The sequence below is a fragment of the Microvirga soli genome (assembly GCF_016734765.1).
In the GTDB taxonomy this organism is placed as follows: Bacteria; Pseudomonadota; Alphaproteobacteria; order Rhizobiales; family Beijerinckiaceae; genus Microvirga; species Microvirga soli.
In genome coordinates this window covers 17,197-33,971 of sequence record NZ_JAERQE010000004.1, presented here as the reverse complement: position 1 = coordinate 33,971, position 16,775 = coordinate 17,197, and the positions used below count along the sequence as shown (strand labels likewise).

Genomic DNA, 16,775 nt, shown 5'->3' with positions numbered 1-16,775 from the left:
TTCATTGTGCAGCGCAAAACGGCTTTTAGCCCACTCGATTTCCCGTGTCGTCTGCGCTACAACTTTCGTCGAGGAAACCCTTCGGAGGACCCGATGGCTGTTGCTGCCCGCAAGGCGGGCCGTGCTGGTGCAGGCGCGGCTAACAAGACCACTTCCACTAAAGGCTCCACACGCGGAGCTGCTCCCAATTCCCCACAATTCGACAAGAACCAGGACCTGTCCGCCTACAATGAGATGCTTCTGATCCGGCGCTTCGAGGAGAAGTCCGGCCAGATGTACGGCATGGGCCTGATCGGCGGTTTCTGCCACCTCTACATCGGCCAGGAGGCTGTTGTCGTCGGCATGCAGATGGCGACGAAAGAGGGCGACCAGGTGATCACCGGCTACCGTGATCATGGTCACATGCTTGCCTGCGGCATGGACGCGAAGGGCGTCATGGCGGAATTGACGGGACGCCGCGGCGGCCTGTCGAAAGGCAAGGGCGGCTCCATGCACATGTTCTCCAAGGAGAAGCATTTCTATGGCGGCCACGGCATCGTCGGCGCGCAGGTTTCGCTCGGCACCGGCATCGCTTTCGCGAACCATTATCGCGAGAACGGCAATGTCTGCCTGACCTATTTCGGTGACGGCGCGGCCAACCAGGGCCAAGTCTACGAGAGCTTCAACATGGCGCAGCTCTGGAAGCTGCCCGTGGTCTACGTGATCGAGAACAACCGCTACGCCATGGGTACCTCGGTAAGCCGCGCCTCGGCGCAGACCGATTTCTCTAAGCGCGGCGTGTCCTTCGGCATTCCGGGCGAGCAGGTGGACGGCATGGACATCCGTGCGGTGTATGCTGCCGGCCAGCGCGCGATCGAGCACGCCCGCTCCGGCAAGGGTCCTTACATCCTCGAGATGCAGACCTACCGCTATCGCGGCCACTCGATGTCCGATCCGGCGAAGTACCGCACGAAGGACGAAGTGGCCCGCATGCGCGAGGAGCACGACCCGATCGAGCAGGTGCGCCGCCGTCTGCTGGAGAGCTGGAAGCTGTCGGAAGACGAGCTGAAGGCCATCGACAGCCGGGTTCGCGAGATCGTCAACGAGGCGGCCGAGTTCGCCACGCACGATCCGGAGCCGGATCCGTCCGAGCTCTACACGGATATCCTTCTCTAGAGCATGGGTCAGAAAAGTGGGAACCGGTTTTCTGATGAAGCCATGCTCTATCAAACAAATGGCTTCGATCATTTGATCGAAGCTTAGGCGGCGCGCTCGCGCCGCTTCTCCCTGAATCTCGCCGCTGCGACAATCAAAACAGGTCTTTTAATGGCGATCGATATTCTCATGCCTGCCCTCTCTCCCACCATGGAGCAGGGCAAATTGGCCAAGTGGCTGAAAAAAGAGGGCGATCAGGTCAAGCCCGGTGATGTGCTGGCCGAAATCGAGACCGACAAGGCGACCATGGAGGTCGAGGCCATCGATGAGGGCGTCCTCGCCAAGATCCTGGTCTCAGACGGTACCGACAACGTGGCCGTGAACACCCCTATCGCGATCCTCGCGGGCGAGGGTGAGGACGTTTCGGCTGCCTCCTCGGCGAAGGCACCCGCCGCGCCAGTTCCGGAAGCCCAGCCGGCACCGACGCCTGACATGCAGGCCGAAGGATTGGCGGATCGCCCGGCACCAGCCGAGCGCCCGCAACAATCGGACCTGTCCACCCCGGCGGCTCCGTCGGTGATCACGAACCGCACGAGCTACAACGCCATGGCGGAAATCCCTGAGGGCACGGAACTGGTCAACATGACCGTCCGCGAGGCTCTTCGCGATGCCATGGCCGAGGAGATGCGCAAGGATCAGAACGTTCTTGTCATGGGTGAAGAGGTGGCCGAGTACCAGGGCGCCTACAAGGTCACCCAGGGCCTGCTGCAGGAATTCGGCGCCAAGCGCGTGATCGACACGCCGATCACCGAGCACGGCTTTGCCGGCGTCGGTGTCGGCGCGGCCTTCACCGGCCTTCGCCCCATCGTCGAGTTTATGACCTTCAACTTCGCCATGCAGGCGATCGACCAGATCATCAACTCGGCGGCCAAGACACTCTACATGTCCGGCGGTCAGCTCGGCGCGCCCATCGTGTTCCGCGGTCCCAACGGCGCTGCGGCCCGCGTGGGTGCTCAGCACAGCCATGATTACGCAGCCTGGTACTCGAACGTTCCTGGCCTCAAGGTCATCGCGCCCTATACGGCGTCCGACGCGAAGGGACTTCTCAAGAGCGCCATCCGCGATCCGAACCCGATCGTGTTCCTGGAGAACGAGATCCTCTACGGTCAGTCGTTCCCGGTGCCGAAGCTCGACGACTTCACGGTGCCGATCGGCAAGGCGCGCATCCATCGCGAGGGCAAGGACGTGACCATCGTGTCCTTCTCCATCGGCATGACCTACGCGCTCAAGGCCGCCCAGGAGCTGGAGAAGGAAGGCATCGACGCCGAGGTCATCGATCTTCGCACACTCCGCCCGATGGACACCGACACCATCGTGGCCTCGGTCATGAAAACGGGCCGCTGCGTCACAGTGGAAGAAGGCTTCCCGCAATCAGGCATCGGCGCAGAAATCGCCATGCGCATCATGGAAAACGCGTTCGATTACCTCGATGCGCCCGTGGCCCGCGTGACCGGCAAGGATGTGCCCATGCCGTATGCGGCCAACCTCGAGAAGCTCGCGCTGCCGAACGTGGCTGAAGTCGTGCAGGCGGCGAAGGCCGTCTGCTACAGGTGACCTCATGACTGAACGGAAATTCGAAGCCCTCAACGTTCCGCCTGACGTCCTTGAAAAGGGCGGCGTCGAGATCCTGAGGGCTTCGGTGGTCGATGGCGAGGTGAGCATCGCGCTGCGCCGCGCCTTCGACGATCCGTTCACCTGGGGCGTGCTCCTGGTGGATCTCGCCCGTCACGCCGCGCGCGTCTATGCCATGGAAACGGAGTTCTCCGAGGAGGAGGCTCTGGCCGAGATTGCTGCCGGCATTCAGGCTGAGCTGGACGATCCAAGCGATCCCGGCTCGACGCAGGCGATCAACTGAGCATTCTCCGGAAAAGTGGAAGCCGGTTTTCCGATCAGAGAATGCGACCCAAGATTTTAACTTCAAGTCAGGATCCATAAACGCCATGCCCATCAATATCCTGATGCCCGCCCTTTCTCCCACCATGGAAAAGGGCAACCTTGCCAAGTGGTTGAAGAAGGAAGGCGACACGGTGAAGTCCGGCGATGTGATCGCCGAGATCGAGACCGACAAGGCCACCATGGAAGTGGAGGCGGTTGACGAAGGCATCCTCGCCAAGATCGTGGTGCCTGAAGGAACGGCCGACGTTCCCGTCAACGAGCTCATCGCGCTGATTGCCGGTGAGGGTGAGGATCCGAAGAGCGTGACAGCCCCGGCATCCGGCGGCGCTCTGGCGCCCGCGCCGAAGGCGGAAGCGGCGCCTGCTCCTGCTGCGCCGGCAGCAGCCCCCCAGCCGCAGGCCAATACCGTTCAGGGCGACCCGAACGCCCACATGTCCTACGCCCGCGTCGATCAGGCTCCTGAAGGTCCTGCAACGGCCGCAAAGCCCAATGGGGCAGGGCAGCCGCAGGCCGGCGGCAACCGCGTCTTCGCCTCGCCGCTCGCCAAGCGCATCGCCAAGGAAGCCGGTGTCGACATCGCGTCGGTCCAGGGCTCCGGCCCCCATGGCCGTATTATCGAGAAGGACGTCCGCTCGGCCCTCCAGGGCGGCGGCACGAAGCCTGCATCCGCTCCGGCCGCGGCAGCAGCTCCGGCGACGGCTGCCAAACCGGCAGCGCCACAACTGGCCCAGAGCATGGGCGCCGATCAGGTCAAGGCCATGTTCGAGGCCGGCACCTACGAGGAGGTGCCCCTCGACGGCATGCGCAAGACCATCGCCAAGCGCCTGGTCGAATCGAAGCAGACGGTTCCGCACTTCTACCTGTCGCTCGACTGCGAACTCGATGCGCTCATGGCCCTGCGCGAGCAGATCAACGCGGCTGCCGGCAAGGACAAGGACGGCAAGCCCGCGTACAAGCTCTCGGTCAATGACTTCGTCATCAAGGCGCTCGCCATCGCGCTCCAGCGTGTGCCGGCTGCAAACTCGGTCTGGGCCGAGGACCGCATCCTGAAGATGAAGCACTCTGACGTGGGTGTGGCGGTCGCCATTGAGGGCGGCCTGTTCACGCCGGTGGTGCGCAAGGCAGAGACCAAGACGCTCACCGCCATCTCGGCCGAAGTGAAGGACATGGCGGGCCGTGCCCGCAACCGCCGCCTCAAGCCGGAGGAATACCAGGGCGGCTCTACGGCGGTGTCCAACCTCGGCATGTTCGGCATCAAGAACTTCCAGGCCGTCATCAATCCGCCCCAGGGCACGATCCTCGCGGTCGGTGCCGGCGAGCAGCGGGTCGTGGTGAAGAACGGCGCACCTGCCGTCATCCAGGCCATGACCGTGACGCTCTCCTGCGACCACCGCGTGGTCGACGGCGCGCTCGGCGCGGAATTGCTGGCGGCCTTCAAGCAGCTGATCGAAAGCCCGATGGGGATGCTGGTTTAACCGAAAAATGTCATCCCGGGGCTGCGCAGCAGAACCCGGGATCGCACGACGAGAATAGTGCCTTATCCTGATAGCGATCCCCGCCCTCGCTCTGCTCGGCCGGGATGACGAGTGGAAAGATCATGGCAAACCAATACGACATCATCGTCATCGGCGGCGGGCCGGGGGGCTATGTGGCGGCGATCCGCGCGGCACAGCTCGGGTTCAAGACCGCGGTTGTGGAGCGCGAGCATCTCGGCGGCATCTGCCTCAACTGGGGCTGCATCCCGACCAAGGCGCTGCTGCGCTCGGCCGAGATCTACCACTACATGGAGCATGCCAAGGATTACGGCCTGTCCGCACAGGGCATCGGCTTCGACGCGGCGGCCATCGTGCAGCGCTCGCGCGGCGTCTCGGGGCGCCTCAACGGCGGCGTCGGCATGCTGCTGAAGAAGAACAAAGTCGACGTGATCTGGGGCGAGGCCAGCATCTCCAAGCCCGGCGAGGTTGTGGTCACGGCCCCGAAGAAGCCTGCCATGCAGCCCCAGAACCCGGTGCCGAAGGGCGTGCTGGAGCCCGGCACCTACTCCGCCAAGCACATCATCGTCGCCACAGGCGCGCGTCCGCGGGCGCTGCCCGGCATCGAGCCGGATGGCAAACTGATCTGGACCTATTTTGAGGCCATGGTGCCGCCCGCCATGCCGAAGTCGCTCATCGTCATGGGTTCGGGCGCCATCGGCATCGAGTTCGCCTCCTTCTACCGCACCATGGGCGTGGAAGTGACGGTGATCGAGGTGATGCCGCAGATCCTGCCTGTCGAGGATGCGGAGATTGCAGGGTTGGCCCGCAAGCGCTTCGAGAAGCAGGGGATGAAGATCCTCACCGGCGCCAAGGTGACGAAGGTCGAGAAGGGCGCAAACTCCATCACGGCCACCATCGACGACGGTAAGACCACACAGACGATCACCGCCGAGCGGATGATCTCGGCGGTCGGCGTCGTCGGCAATATCGAGAATCTCGGTCTCGAGAAGGTTGGTGTGAAGATCGAGCGCGGCGTCGTGGTCACGGACGGTCTGGGACGCACCAATGTGCCCGGCATCTACGCCATCGGCGATGTCGCCGGTCCCCCCATGCTGGCGCATAAGGCGGAGCACGAGGGCGTGATCTGCGTCGAGACCATCAAGGGCATGCACACCCATGCTATGGACAAGGCCAAGATCCCGGGCTGCACCTATTGCAACCCGCAGATCGCATCCGTGGGCCTGACCGAGGCCAAGGCGAAAGAGCAGGGCTTCGACATCCGTGTCGGCCGCTTCCCCTTCATCGGCAACGGCAAGGCGATTGCGCTCGGAGAGCCGGACGGCCTAGTGAAGACGATCTTCGACAAGAAGACCGGCCAGCTGCTCGGGGCGCATATGGTTGGCGCCGAAGTGACCGAGCTGATCCAGGGCTACGTGATCGCAATGAATCTGGAGACCACGGAAGAAGAGCTGATCCACGCCGTCTTCCCGCATCCGACGCTGTCCGAGACCATGCACGAGAGCGTCCTGGATGCGTACGGACGCGTGATCCACATCTGAGGGTCGCATCGGCCATGTGGGGCGGTCTCTTTCTGCTCTGCTCCACTTTGGCCGTTGCGGCATTCCTGGTCTCGCACAGGCTCAGTCGGCCTCTCCGCCGACTGGGCCTTTCTTTTGGCTACCTCCTATCCGCGCTCGCGGTCCCGACAGGCCTTATGGCTGCCTTCGAGGCCGTGATGTGCTCCTCCGAAACGACCGAGCACGGCGTGCTCCCAGCGCGGCGCCTCGTCTGGTCCATCGAGCGCCAGGGCTGCGGCGCAACGACAGCCGGGGTCTATACTGTCCGCCTCGGTCCTCGTGCTTGGTGGAGCCACACGATCCTCACGACTGATGCCTTCCCGGTTCCCCGCTCCGTCGAGGCTGCGGGGGAGAGTGCCGTGCGGATCATTGTCGATCCCGATAGTGCAGGCGAAGACGTACCGGCGGAGGGCTTGATCATTCCCATTGCCGCGTCAGGACGGCCGGGCAAGCTCCTGTCGTTCGAGAGAGGCGTCGTGCGATAAGCGCCCGCCTATGTCGCCTTGACAGAGGTTGACGACAGGCGAGAGTTTTGAAGAGCTTGCCCAAGGGAGAGATGCGATGGCAGAACGGGATCAAGTCCACCAAGGCCAGTGCCGGTGCGGGCAGGTGCGGTTTCAGGTTCGCGGTGCTCCCATCATCACCATGGCCTGCCATTGCACCGGCTGCCAGCGCATGACCGCCAGTGCTTTCTCGTTGAGTTCCCTTTACTCGAGCGCGAGTTTCGAAGTGACCCAGGGTGAGCCGGTGATCGGTGGGCTCCATGGCTCCACCCGGCACTTCTTCTGTCCGCATTGCATGAGCTGGTTGTTCACGCGGCCGGAGGGTCTGGACGAATTCGTGAACGTTCGTGCGACGATGCTCGATGACGCAAAAGGTTTCACGCCTTTCATTGAGACCTACACGAGCGAGGCGCTGCCTTGGGCCAAGACGCCGGCAGTCCACAGCTTTGAGAAATTCCCGCCGATGGAACGCTACGCCCAGCTGGTCGAGGATTTCGTTCGGAACTCGAGCTGAATGGGCGAAGGAGCGCCAGCCTCTCAGGGTCAATATTCAGGTACGAGACGATGCGTGATCAGAGGCATATGGATCTCGTACTGAAGCCCCGTCGGATTCAAACTCAGATGTACCTTGGCGTGACACTGGGCCGGCAGAACGCGCTCGAGCAGGAGTGACCCGAAGCCGCTGTGCTCCGGCTTTCCGACCGGAGGGCCATTCTGCTCCATCCATTTGAGATGAAGCTCCCTCTGGCCTTCCGCAGCAACAAGCTCCCATTGGACGGCGACGCACCCTTTGCGAACCGACAGCGCGCCATATCGCGCTGCATTTGCTGTCAACTCATGAAAAGCCATGCTCAGTGGGATAGCGAGGTCTGCCGAGAGGTTTACGTCCGGCCCGTCCAGCCTGAAGCGCTCATGTCTCTTCCCCCAGAAAGGCTGAAGCTCACATTGCAACATCTCCCGCAAGGGTGCGGTCTGCCAGTAATCCTCGGTCAGAAGGGTCTGCGTCTTGGCAAGGGCGGCAACCCGCGAGGAGAAGGAGCGGTTGAACTCTCGGATGCCGGTCGACGTGCGGGCCGTCGCACTCGCCAGAGCCTGAACGACCGCAAGGGTGTTGCGCACCCGGTGATGGAGCTCCCGAACGAGCAATGCCTGGCGTTGCTCGAACCGCTTCTTCTGGTCGATGTCCTGAATGACCCGCACGCTGTATTGAAAGTTTCCCCGCTCACCGAAAACCGCTGTCGACGACACATTCAGCCAGATACCTGAGCCATCCTTGCGGACCGAGCGTTTTTCGAATGAATATGTTTGCAGCTTGCCTGCGACCTGACGTTCATAGAGGTCACGCTCGGCCTCGGCATCATCGGGATGAATGAGATCGAAGATGCTTAAGTTGAGAAGCTCGCCGCGGGAGTAGCCGGTGATGGCCGAAAGCCCTCGGTTGACGGTCAGAAGTTGACCGGTGGCATTGGTTTCAGCGATGCCGACACCGGCATGTTCATGGGTTGCCCAGAGGCGCTCGCGGCTTTCCCGCTCGGCTCTCGCCTTAACGGCGTTCTCGACGGAAACGGATGCGATTTGGGCGAGCTGGATGAGGATGGCTTCATCGTCAGCCGTAAACTCACCCTTCTGCTTATCCAGCAGCATGAGCACGCCCAGCGTCCCGCCTTGAGGACCGGTTATCGGGACCGCGAGCAGGCTCGACACTGCCGGGGAGGCCGCCTCCGAGATGCCTGCATCACGCAACTCCGGATAGGCGCCGAGTTCCGTCTCGTTCAATCGCAGCGGTCGACCGAGCTGTACCACGTGGGAGTATATGACGGCGGTGCTCTCGGCCAGAGTCGACGCAGGATGGTCACGGAACTCGTCCGAGACACAGACGATTACGGGATCACTTGGCCATAAGGCATAAGGAAGCGTGTGGGTCGCGGCCCACTGGGCCCCGACGATGAGCCGCGCCTGCTCCGTAATCTCGCGAAAGATGGCCTCGGGTGCATCCACTGCGGCAACTCTCGTCGACGCTGCCGCCAGTGCCTTCAGTTGCTCCTGGTGTCGATGGGCCCTCGCCAACAGAGCTTGTCGCTCCTGCTCGACCAGAATGCGGTTGGTGATGTCGTGGTGGGCCACGACCGCGTAAGCATGTTCGTCATAATCCAGCCGGGAGGCACGAAGCTGGAACCATCGCTTCTCTGTGGGGGAATGGCATGGATATTCGAGCGAGAAGGCTGAATGCCCCGCCAGCACGGATTGAATGCCGTGAGCGGCGGCCTTGGCGCAGGCTGCCTCCACTCCGGCGGTGCGATGGCAGATATCGAGGTAGTTCGTTCCGACATGCCCCGCCTCGCTGCCGCTGTTGGCCTGGCCGAAATCGCGCCAGGCCCGGTTGACGGCAATGATGGTGCCGTACTGGTCGAGCACGGCCACCGGACCAGCCAGAGCGTCCAGGACATGTTCGGCAGGGGGTATTGCCGCGACCCCGTTCTGCTCCGACGTCCGGTTCATGAGCGAATGTCCCAACACATTGAAGTGAATAGGCTAGTAACGGGAATCGGAGGTTTCGGTTCGGGCAGTAACCCAGAAGTTGCACGGGCATCTTCTCCTTGGGAGCCTCGGAAGGAAGGCCTGCTCCGCAATCTGAGCATTTGCGATTGAGCCGCGGAAGCCTTAAATCAGGCGCATGTCAGGAAGGGGCGGGATCCCTTCGCCCCAAAGGTTTAGCTTCATGGCCGTCGTTCTCGACCTTCTGAACAAGGATCAGCGCCCTCGCCACCCGGAGAAGGCGCACCGGCCGGACCAGCCGGTCCAGCAGCGCAAGCCGGACTGGATCCGTGTGAAGGCGCCGGGCTCGCCCAAATGGGCCGAGACCAACCGGATCGTGCGCGAGAACAAGCTCGTGACCGTCTGCGAGGAGGCGGGCTGCCCCAATATCGGCGAGTGCTGGGAGAAGAAGCACGCCACCTTCATGATCATGGGCGACACCTGCACCCGTGCCTGCGCCTTCTGCAACGTGAAGACCGGCATGCCGGAGGCGCTCGATCCGAACGAGCCCGAGAGCGTGGCAAAGGCCGTGGAAAAGCTCGGCCTTGAGCACGTGGTCATCACCTCCGTGGACCGCGACGATCTCTCAGACGGCGGCGCGCAGCACTTTGCCGACGTGATCCATGCCATCCGCGCCCGGAGCCCTAAGACCACCATCGAGATTCTCACCCCGGACTTTCTCAGGAAGCCCGGCGCGCTGGAGGTCGTGGTTGCGGCCAAGCCCGACGTGTTCAACCACAACCTTGAGACCGTGCCGTCCAAGTACCTGAAAGTCCGTCCCGGCGCCCGCTACTTCCACTCCATCCGCCTGCTGCAGCAGGTGAAGGAGCTCGATCCGACCATTTTCACCAAGTCGGGCATCATGGTCGGCCTCGGCGAGGAGCGGAACGAAGTGCTCCAGCTCATGGACGACCTGCGCTCGGCGGATGTGGATTTCATGACCATCGGCCAGTACCTCCAGCCGACGAAGAAGCACCACCAGGTGATCCGCTTCGTCACGCCCGACGAGTTCAAGGCCTTTGAAACCACCGCCTATGCCAAGGGTTTCCTCCTGGTCTCCTCGACCCCGCTGACGCGTTCCTCGCATCACGCAGGTGAGGATTTTGCCAAGCTGAAGGCGGCCCGTCTCGCGAAGCTTGGCTAACTAACCGGGCTGAGGCATGCAGCGCATTCTGGTCATCGGCAGCCCGGGCGCGGGCAAGAGCACCCTGGCGGCCCGTCTCGCCGAGCGCCTTGGCCTGCCCGTGATCCACCTCGACCGAGAGTATTTCGGACCCGGCTGGACGACGCCGACCAAGCCCGAATGGCGCGCGCACCTGACGGCGCTCGCCGCCCGCCCAGCCTGGATCATGGAAGGCAACTACGCCAGCACCTTCGACATCCGTGTGCCCCGCGCGACAGCCATCGTCTGGCTCGATCTGCCGCGCTGGCAGTGCCTGGGAAGTGCGCTGTGGCGGGTCGTCAAGCATTACGGGCGCACGAGGCCGGATCTGGGACCCGGCTGTATCGAACGCTTCGACTTCTCCTTCATGCGCTGGATCTGGTCCTACCCGCACAAGATGCGACCGAAGACCACTCGGATGCTGGAGCGCCTGCGTCCGGACCAACGCGTTTACACCTTACTCTCCCGATCCGACATCCCGGCCCTGGAGGCCGAACTTGCAACCTTCAGAGAGGCCGCCTGAGTCATGCCGACCTTCCGCACCAACCGGACTGTGAAGCATACGCCTGATCAGATGTTCGCGCTCGTGGCCGATGTGGAGCGCTATCCGGAGTTCCTCCCCCTGTGCGAGAGCTTGAGGGTCATGAGGCGGGTCCAGAGCGGGGAGGGCATCGAGACCCTCGTGGCCACCATGTCGGTGGGCTACAAGGCCATCAGCGAGAGCTTCACCACCCGTGTGACCCTGGACGATCCTCGCCGGAAGATCACGGTCGAGTACGTGGATGGGCCGTTCAAGTACCTGGAGAACCGCTGGACCTTTCGGGAGGCGCCCGGCGGGTGCGATGTCGAGTTCTACATCAACTACGAATTCAAGAGCTTTGCTCTGGGGCTTCTGATGGGCAGCGTTTTCGACAAGGCCTTCCGCAAGTTCACGGAAGCCTTCGAGGAGCGGGCGGACGAGATATACGGCGTCGCCTCCAAGGCCCGCGCCTGATCAGCCGACAGCCTGCTCCAGCAGCGACAGCGCATCCTCCACCGCCCGGCGGCGCACATTCTCCCGTCCAAGGTCGCCATAGCGGCGTTCCAAGTGGATCGTCGGAGATCCCTTTCGCGCCAAACCGAAATGCACGAGGCCGACGGGCTTCGTCGCCGTTCCACCGGTCGGGCCCGCCACGCCGGTGATCGCCACCGCCACATCGGCCCGGGAATGCGTGAGCGCGCCCTCGGCCATAGCTCGGGCCACCCGCTCGCTCACAGCCCCGTCAGCACCGATCAGACCGGCAGGCACGCCGATCAGCTCCGTCTTGGCCTCGTTTGAGTAGGTGACGAAGCCGCGCTCCACTACGGCCGAAGAACCGGAAATCTCGGTCAGAAGGGCAGCGACCAGACCCCCGGTGCAGGATTCCGCCGTGGCGATCTTCAGCCCCTTCTGGCGATAGGCACCGAGCAGGGTGGCGGCACGGTCTCTCAGGTCTGGGCTCATGCGTTCCCCTCCGGCAGGCGGATGGTTGCGGCGGCCTGGGCAGCGATTCCCTCGCTGCGCCCTGTGAAGCCGAGTTTCTCGGTCGTGGTCGCCTTGAGCGAGACCTGATCGATGCGAAGTCCGGCGATTTCAGCGATGCGCTGGCGCATGGCCTCCCGGTGAGGCCCCAGGCGTGGCTTCTCACAAAGGAGCGTGGCGTCGAGATGATCGACGATGCCACCGCGCTTCTGCACTAGGCTGATCGCGTGAGCCAGGAATCGGTCTGAGGAGGCGCCGCGCCATTGAGGGTCGCTCGGCGGGAAGTGGGTGCCGATATCCCCGTCGGCCAGGGCGCCGAGAAGCGCATCGGTAAGGGCATGCAGGATCACGTCACCGTCGGAATGGGCGATCACGCCCCGGTCGTGGGGCACCTTGATCCCGCCGAGCCAGATATGATCCCCGTCGCCGAAGGCATGGACGTCGAACCCTGTGCCGAGCTTAGTGATATATGTCATCAATGAACCTTTCAGTCGCCGCTCTGCCTCCAGGAAGTCGGCCGGGTGAGTGAGCTTGATGTTGCCGTTCTCTCCCTCGAACACCTGAACCGGCAGCCCGGCCCATTCCGCAAGAGCGCCGTCGTCGGTGAAATCGTGGAGCCCTGCGGCTGCCGCCTTGCGGTGAGCGTCGAGCAGCAGGGGAAAATGGAAAGCCTGCGGCGTCTGCACGGCCCTGAGGCTTGCCCTGTCGGGGGTCGAGACGACCTCGGACCGGCTGCCAATCACCTTTATCGTGTCGGTGACGGGTGTTCCGGGTACGGCCGCATCCGAGCGCAGGGCTGCCGTGATCGCTCTGTCGATGAGTTTTGGGCTCACGAAGGGGCGGGCTGCATCGTGGACGAGAATGATATCCGGGGATGAAGTGGCGAGCGCCTCAAGGCCGTTCCGCACCGAATCCTGGCGTGTATGGCCACCGTAAACGCATGGCAGAAGTGCCGACGGTAGGGGTGTTAAGGCCGCAATGCCTGCCTCATAGAGATCCCGGTCGTCGGGGTGAATCACCACGAGAGTGCGGTCGATTCCGGGATGCGAGAGGAAGCCGGTGAGGGTTCGGGCCAGGACCGAATGTCCCCGGAGATCCCTGTACTGCTTCGGGGTTCCTTCTCCCGCACGCGATCCACGTCCCGCGGCAACGATGAGGGCGGCAACTGACATCGAGAAGGTTCTCCGCAACACGCGCTCTCCTTAGCGTGAAGCTGGAAGAAGGCAAATCCCACACGGGAGAGCTTGCTCATCGGCTGAATATGGCTATTAAATAGGCACAATGAAGTGTGATCAAAATTTAGGCTATGGTGGTTTCAGCATTGGACCCTTGCGGGTCGATTGCAACGCCATCCTGGCTCCCCTTTCCGGTGTCACCGACGTTGCCTTCCGGCGTATTGCCAAGCGTCTGGGTGCCGGCCTTGTCGTTACCGAGATGGTGGCTTCTGACGAGCTGGTTCAAGGTTCCGAGGAGGCGCAGCTGCGCGCCGAGGGCGCTGGAATCGAGCCGCATGTGGTCCAGCTTGCCGGGTGCGAGCCTCGCTGGATGGCGGAAGCCGCCCGCGTGGCCGAAGGGGCAGGGGCCCGCATCATCGACATCAACATGGGATGCCCGGCAAAGCGCGTCATCGGCGGCTATGCCGGGTCCGCGCTCATGCGTGACCTGGAGCATGCCGCTCGCCTCATTGAGGCAACGGTGCAGGCGGGCAGCGTTCCCATAACGGTGAAGATGCGGCTTGGCTGGGATCATCAGAGCATCAATGCGCCGGATCTTGCCCGCAAGGCCGAGGCCCTTGGCGTGAAAGCGGTTACCGTCCACGGCCGCACGCGCCAGCAATTCTACAAAGGACAGGCAGACTGGAACGCCATCGCGCCAGTGGTGGAAGCTGTCCGCATTCCGGTGATCGCCAACGGCGATATCGGCTCCTTGGAGGAGGCGCGGCGCTGCTTGGCTGCTTCCGGGGCCGCCGCCGTGATGATAGGCCGTTCGGCCGTGGGGCGGCCGTGGCTCGTCGGCCAGATCGGCGCAGCCCTTCAGGGGCGCACCATTCCCGATCCGTCACCGGAAGAGATGACGTCCATCGCCGTCGAACACTACGAGGGATTGCTCTCCCTCTACGGGGAAAAGACCGGCATCCGCCATGCCCGTAAGCACTTGGCCGCCTATGCAGATGTGGCACTCGCCTCGGGCTTCCAGGTGCTCCCAGGGGTTCGCATGGGGCTTGTCACGTCGGAGGAGCCGAGAGCCGTAATCGCGCTGCTGCGCTCGCTTTACAATCATCTGGAGCGAGACGCTGCATGACGGCTCTTCCGATCAATGACCTGGTCATGAACGCCCTGCCGATTCCGGTCCTCACGGTCGGGCCTGAGCATCGGATCGTGCATGCCAATGCGGCCGCCGAGTCGTTCTTTGAGATGAGCCTGCGCATGATGCAGCGCCAGAAGCTCAACGACCTGCTGCCTTTCGGCTCGCCGGCCATGGCGCTGGTCGATGATGTTCGCCACAGGGGCTCCAGCGTCAGCGAGCACCGGGTCGATATCGGCAGCCCGCGCCTCGGTGCCGAGCGTATCGTCGATGTCTCGGCCTGCCCGCTGGGTGATGACGACGACAGTGTGATCGTCATGCTTCAGGAGCGAACGATCGCCGACAAAATGAATCGCCAGCTCACCCATCGAGGGGCCGCCCGCTCCATCACGGCGCTGGGTGCCCTGCTGGCCCACGAGATCAAGAACCCGCTCTCCGGCATCCGCGGCGCTGCTCAGTTGCTTGAGCAGTCGGCGAACGAGGACGACCGGCTGCTGACGCGGCTCATCTGTGATGAGACCGACCGCATCGTGAAGCTCGTAGAGCGCATGGAGGTGTTCGGTGAGGAGCGGCCCGTGGAACGGGGGGCTGTCAACATCCACGGCGTGCTTGATCACGTGAAACGGTTGGCGCAGTCGGGGTTTGCCCGCCACATCCGCTTTGCCGAGAACTACGATCCGTCGCTACCGCCCGTCCTCGGCAACCGCGATCAGCTGATCCAGGTCATCCTGAACCTCGTCAAGAATGCCGCCGAGGCCATCGGTATTGATGCACCGGACGGAGAAATCATTCTGTCGACGGCGTTCCGAACCGGAGTCAGGCTGCAGGTGCCCGGTTCGCAGGAGCGGGTGAGCCTGCCGATCGAGCTGAGCGTCATGGACAACGGCCCGGGCATTCCGCCCGAGCTGATGAGCGATCTCTTTGACCCCTTCGTGACCACGAAGGTCCAGGGCAGCGGACTTGGACTGGCGCTCGTTGCCAAGATCGTGGGCGATCATGGCGGCATCGTCGAATGCGAGCCGGCGCCCCGGCGGACTACCTTCCGAATTCTCCTCCCCATGCACCGCGCCGGCGACGGCCGCGGGACCGATTTATAGGGCTGACCAATGCCGAGCGGACAGATTCTCCTTGCTGATGACGATGCGGCCATCCGGACCGTCCTGAACCAGGCGCTCTCGCGAGCAGGCTATGAGGTCCGCTCGTCAAGCAATGCCGCCACTCTCTGGCGCTGGGTCTCCCAGGGAGAAGGCGATCTCGTCATCACCGACGTGATGATGCCCGACGAGAACGCCTTCGATCTCCTGCCGCGCATCAAGAAGATCCGGCCGGACCTTCCGATCATCGTCATGAGCGCCCAGAACACGTTCATGACGGCTATCAAGGCGTCTGAACGCGGTGCCTACGAGTATCTGCCAAAGCCATTCGACCTGAAGGAGCTGGTAGCCGTCGTCGGCCGGGCGCTTTCCCGCCCGCGCAGCGTGCCCACCGGCGCTCAACCAGCCCCGGAGAACGAGGATATCCCGCTCGTCGGACGCTCGCAGGCGATGCAGGAGATCTATCGGGCGCTGGCCCGCCTCATGCCCACCGATCTGACCGTGATGATCACGGGCGAGTCCGGTACGGGCAAGGAACTCGTCGCCAAGGCGCTCCACGATTACGGCAAGCGTCGGCAGGGGCCGTTCGTGGCCGTGAACATGGCCGCGATCCCGCGGGAACTCATCGAATCCGAGCTGTTCGGCCACGAGAAGGGTGCCTTCACCGGGGCCACCGCCCGCAGCACGGGCCGTTTCGAGCAGGCCGAAGGGGGCACGCTCTTCCTCGACGAAATCGGCGATATGCCGATGGAGGCACAGACCCGGCTCCTGCGCGTTCTCCAGCAGGGCGAGTACACCACTGTCGGCGGACGTGTGCCGATCAAGACCAATGTCCGCATCGTGGCTGCCACCAACAAGGACCTGCGCGTCCTGATCCAGCAGGGTCTGTTCCGCGAAGACCTGTATTTCCGGCTGAACGTCGTCCCGCTGCGGCTTCCGCCCCTGCGCGAACGCATTGAGGACATCCCGGATCTCGCCCGCCACTTCTTCGTGCTGGTGGAGAAGGAGGGGCTAGGCCGCAAGCAACTCGATGTAGAGGCTATGGATCGGCTTAAGCGCTACCGCTGGCCTGGCAACGTGCGCGAGTTGGAGAACTTAGTGCGGCGCTTGGCTGCACTCTACCCTCAGGACATGATCACCGGAGCGATTATCGACTCCGAACTCGACTCCCAGCCTCTTCTGCCGCCGCAGCCCGCCGGGAAGTCCAGCCAGCCTAATCTCCAGGGATCGGAGGGCCTGTCGGATGCCGTGGAACGGCACCTGAGCGAATACTTCTCCGGCTTCAGGGACTCGCTTCCACCTCCCGGCCTCTATCATCGGATCCTGCGCGAGATCGAAGGACCATTGATCGGGGCGGCCTTGGCGGCCACCCGGGGCAATCAGATCAGGGCGGCGGAGCTTCTCGGGGTTAACCGCAACACTCTGCGCAAGAAGGTGCGGGACCTGGATCTCATGGTCGTGCGCTCGAATAGAGCCTGATCCGTCTAGGCTGTAATAATTTGACCACAGTGTTGTGTTGGTGCATCACCTCATG

General features: G+C 63.3%; 16 protein-coding genes. 13 read left to right on the top strand and 3 right to left on the bottom strand.

The genetic code is table 11. The features are described 5' to 3' along the window. Positions 1 to 93 precede the first annotated feature (93 nt). The 7 genes from pdhA (at position 94) to JKL45_RS05440 (ending at position 7,159) form a co-directional block, all read left to right on the top strand. Complete coding sequence (gene pdhA, locus JKL45_RS05470; RefSeq protein ID WP_201860120.1) at positions 94 to 1,155, top strand: pyruvate dehydrogenase (acetyl-transferring) E1 component subunit alpha; 1,062 nt, start codon at positions 94 to 96, stop codon at positions 1,153 to 1,155. Between the two features lie 150 nt (positions 1,156 to 1,305). Continuing rightward, complete coding sequence (locus tag JKL45_RS05465; protein WP_201860119.1) at positions 1,306 to 2,748, top strand: pyruvate dehydrogenase complex E1 component subunit beta; 1,443 nt, start codon at positions 1,306 to 1,308, stop codon at positions 2,746 to 2,748. A gap of 4 nt (positions 2,749 to 2,752) precedes the next feature. After that, positions 2,753 to 3,049, top strand: coding sequence for a DUF5076 domain-containing protein (locus JKL45_RS05460; protein WP_036345636.1), 297 nt, complete (start codon positions 2,753 to 2,755; stop codon positions 3,047 to 3,049). Positions 3,050 to 3,134: 85 nt separating this feature from the next. Continuing rightward, the gene (locus JKL45_RS05455) at positions 3,135 to 4,565 is read left to right on the top strand and encodes a pyruvate dehydrogenase complex dihydrolipoamide acetyltransferase (protein ID WP_201860118.1); all 1,431 of its coding nucleotides are present in this window, start codon (positions 3,135 to 3,137) and stop codon (positions 4,563 to 4,565) included. A gap of 122 nt (positions 4,566 to 4,687) precedes the next feature. Beyond that, positions 4,688 to 6,124 carry a dihydrolipoyl dehydrogenase gene (gene lpdA, locus JKL45_RS05450; protein WP_201860117.1) on the top strand — a complete coding sequence of 479 codons (1,437 nt, stop codon included), beginning with the start codon at positions 4,688 to 4,690 and terminating at the stop codon, positions 6,122 to 6,124. 155 nt (positions 6,125 to 6,279) lie between these two features. Further along, entirely contained in the window at positions 6,280 to 6,627 is a 348-nt protein-coding gene (locus JKL45_RS05445; RefSeq protein WP_201860116.1) for a hypothetical protein, read from the top strand. Between the two features lie 76 nt (positions 6,628 to 6,703). Then, the gene (locus JKL45_RS05440) at positions 6,704 to 7,159 is read left to right on the top strand and encodes a GFA family protein (RefSeq protein WP_201860115.1); all 456 of its coding nucleotides are present in this window, start codon (positions 6,704 to 6,706) and stop codon (positions 7,157 to 7,159) included. Positions 7,160 to 7,188: 29 nt separating this feature from the next. Here JKL45_RS05440 and JKL45_RS05435 read toward each other — a convergent pair whose 3' ends face one another. Next, positions 7,189 to 9,144 (bottom strand): sensor histidine kinase, encoded by a 1,956-nt coding sequence (locus JKL45_RS05435; protein ID WP_201860114.1) that lies wholly within the window; start codon positions 9,142 to 9,144, stop codon positions 7,189 to 7,191. Between the two features lie 220 nt (positions 9,145 to 9,364). Between JKL45_RS05435 and lipA the strand changes: the two genes are divergently transcribed. From lipA to JKL45_RS05420, 3 genes are read left to right on the top strand one after another with little or no spacing between them, the layout of a single operon-like run. Continuing rightward, positions 9,365 to 10,324 carry a lipoyl synthase gene (gene lipA / locus JKL45_RS05430; protein WP_201860113.1) on the top strand — a complete coding sequence of 320 codons (960 nt, stop codon included), beginning with the start codon at positions 9,365 to 9,367 and terminating at the stop codon, positions 10,322 to 10,324. Positions 10,325 to 10,340: 16 nt separating this feature from the next. Then, positions 10,341 to 10,865, top strand: coding sequence for a P-loop NTPase family protein (locus JKL45_RS05425; RefSeq protein ID WP_201860112.1), 525 nt, complete (start codon positions 10,341 to 10,343; stop codon positions 10,863 to 10,865). A 3-nt stretch (positions 10,866 to 10,868) separates the two neighbouring features. After that, on the top strand, positions 10,869 to 11,336 hold the full coding sequence (locus JKL45_RS05420) for a type II toxin-antitoxin system RatA family toxin (protein ID WP_201860111.1): 468 nt from the start codon (positions 10,869 to 10,871) through the stop codon (positions 11,334 to 11,336). On the opposite strand, the gene JKL45_RS05415 is transcribed toward JKL45_RS05420, so the two are convergent. Further along, positions 11,337 to 11,825, bottom strand: a complete 489-nt coding sequence (locus JKL45_RS05415) for a CinA family protein (RefSeq protein ID WP_201860110.1) — start codon at positions 11,823 to 11,825, stop codon at positions 11,337 to 11,339. Then, positions 11,822 to 13,015, bottom strand: coding sequence for a bifunctional 2-C-methyl-D-erythritol 4-phosphate cytidylyltransferase/2-C-methyl-D-erythritol 2,4-cyclodiphosphate synthase (locus JKL45_RS05410; protein ID WP_201860109.1), 1,194 nt, complete (start codon positions 13,013 to 13,015; stop codon positions 11,822 to 11,824). The genes JKL45_RS05415 and JKL45_RS05410 overlap by 4 nt, the downstream gene beginning before the upstream one ends. Positions 13,016 to 13,172: 157 nt before the next feature. On the opposite strand from JKL45_RS05410, the gene dusB reads away from it, so the two are divergent. From dusB to ntrC, 3 genes are read left to right on the top strand one after another with little or no spacing between them, the layout of a single operon-like run. Then, positions 13,173 to 14,144, top strand: coding sequence for a tRNA dihydrouridine synthase DusB (gene dusB, locus JKL45_RS05405; RefSeq protein ID WP_376771003.1), 972 nt, complete (start codon positions 13,173 to 13,175; stop codon positions 14,142 to 14,144). After that, complete coding sequence (locus tag JKL45_RS05400; protein WP_201860107.1) at positions 14,141 to 15,244, top strand: two-component system sensor histidine kinase NtrB; 1,104 nt, start codon at positions 14,141 to 14,143, stop codon at positions 15,242 to 15,244. Before dusB ends, JKL45_RS05400 begins: the two co-directional genes overlap by 4 nt. A 9-nt stretch (positions 15,245 to 15,253) precedes the next feature. Continuing rightward, positions 15,254 to 16,720, top strand: a complete 1,467-nt coding sequence (gene ntrC, locus JKL45_RS05395; protein ID WP_201860106.1) for a nitrogen regulation protein NR(I) — start codon at positions 15,254 to 15,256, stop codon at positions 16,718 to 16,720. Positions 16,721 to 16,775 lie beyond the last annotated feature (55 nt).